Below are 1644 nucleotides of genomic sequence, written 5' to 3' on the forward strand. Positions count from 1 at the left end.
AGACGCCATCCGCTTTCCGAACGTGATCGTTTAGTTCGAGTGGGTGGGCATGAACTCCTTTTCGTGGCGGGAGAGATGGGCGTGGTTCGTCCGCTCATCTGGCTCGTGGAGGTCGCTGGTGGCGTCGGTGCTCGGTCTGCTGGAGGCCAGGGAGAAGAGGGTCCGGGAGGAGATCACGCGCTTGCGGGAGGAGGCCGAACGGGTGCAGGCCGCGCTCGGTGAGGCGGAGCGCGAGCTTCAGCGGCTGGTGGATGCCCGGGTGACAGTGACCGAGGTGCTGGCCGAGCCGCCTTCGGTGGTCACGGAGCCGACGGGAAACGCGGTGGCGGGTTCGACGGTGCCCCGGCGGGAGAAGGGCATGGCGGCGACAACCCTCGCGCCGGACTACCAGCGGATCTTGTCGGTGCTGGAGTCGGAAGCGTGCCGGGAGGGCATGCGCTGCCAGCAACTGGCCGTCGCGCTGGGACTGGAGGCCGTCCCGGCGAAGGTCGAGGGACTGCGATCGAAGGCGAAACGCCTGGTGGAGCGAGGGTGGGCACTCCAGGTGCGGCCGGGAGTGTTCACCGCTCTCGTGGTGCCGGCCGTCTGAAGCCGGCCGGGTGGCGTCCGGCCAGACGACCGCTCATGAGCATGGTCATCGACCACAGCACCATGGCTTCGTGCATGGCCGGCAGCGTCTCGTAGTCGCGCACCAGGCGACGTGAACGCATCAGCCAGCTCAGCGTCCTTTCCACCACCCACCTGCGCGGCAGCACCACGAACCCCGCTGTGTCATCGGTGCGTTTGACGATCTGAAGGGTGAGCCGGGGCTTCTCGCGGGCCCAGTCGACGAGCTGGCCGGCATAGCCGCCGTCCGCCCACACCAGTCGGATGGAGAAGTACTGCCGTCGCAGCCGCTGAAGCAGCGGGACAGCGGCGTCGCGGTCCTGGACGCTTGCCGCGGTCACCGCGACGGCCAGGACCAGCCCGAGGCAGTCCACCACCAGGTGCCGTTTGCGGCCGCCCACCTTCTTGCCGCCGTCCCAGCCGGAGGTCGAGCGCGGGATGTTCACCGCCGCCCGCACCGACTGGGAGTCCACGATCGCGGCCGTCGGGTCCGGCAAGCGGCCTTCCTTCTCCCGGACGCGGTCGCGCAGCCGGTCGTGGAGTTCAGCGAGCAGACCCGTGACCTGCCAGCGGCGGGCGAAGGCATGCACGCGCCGATACGGCGGGAAGTCCGCGGGCAGGTTGACCCACTTCACGCCGCTGTCCACGACATAGCGCACCGCGTCGAGCATTACGCGGTGGCAATAGCCCTCCGGCCGCCCGCCCCGCCCCTCCAGCCAGGCCGGAACCGGAAGCAACGGCCGCACGACCCGCCACTCCGCCTCCGTCATGTCGGAGCCATAACTCGGGGTGCGGTCCGGCCCGTCCGCCGCGTTGCCGAACCTGTGCGCGAGACAGTCACACGACGGTGGCAGCGAGTTGGACTCCACGCAGGCGGACGCGAAAGACTGCGGCAACAGGGCCTCCTGGTACTCGGTTGGGATCGCACCCCCGAACTACCAAGAGGCCCTGCTGCCATGCGTCGGCCCTCACGCGATCACCCGATCAGGAACCTTGTTCGACCAGGCCAGCCCCGTAATCGATAAGCGGATGGCGTCT

The 1644-nt window shown here is 69.1% G+C and carries 2 protein-coding genes; one reads left to right on the forward strand and one right to left on the reverse strand.

Annotated features, from left to right (window positions below):
• Positions 1 to 118: 118 nt before the first annotated feature.
• Positions 119 to 589 (forward strand): hypothetical protein, encoded by a 471-nt coding sequence (locus ACWCP0_RS42065; RefSeq protein ID WP_451083979.1) that lies wholly within the window; start codon positions 119 to 121, stop codon positions 587 to 589.
• Here ACWCP0_RS42065 and ACWCP0_RS42070 read toward each other — a convergent pair.
• Entirely contained in the window at positions 561 to 1502 is a 942-nt protein-coding gene (locus ACWCP0_RS42070) for an IS5 family transposase (protein WP_451083980.1), read from the reverse strand. The two genes, ACWCP0_RS42065 and ACWCP0_RS42070, sit on opposite strands and share 29 nt — an antisense overlap.
• Between the last annotated feature and the right edge of the window lie 142 nt (positions 1503 to 1644).

The organism is Streptomyces sp. NPDC001970 (assembly GCF_053594115.1).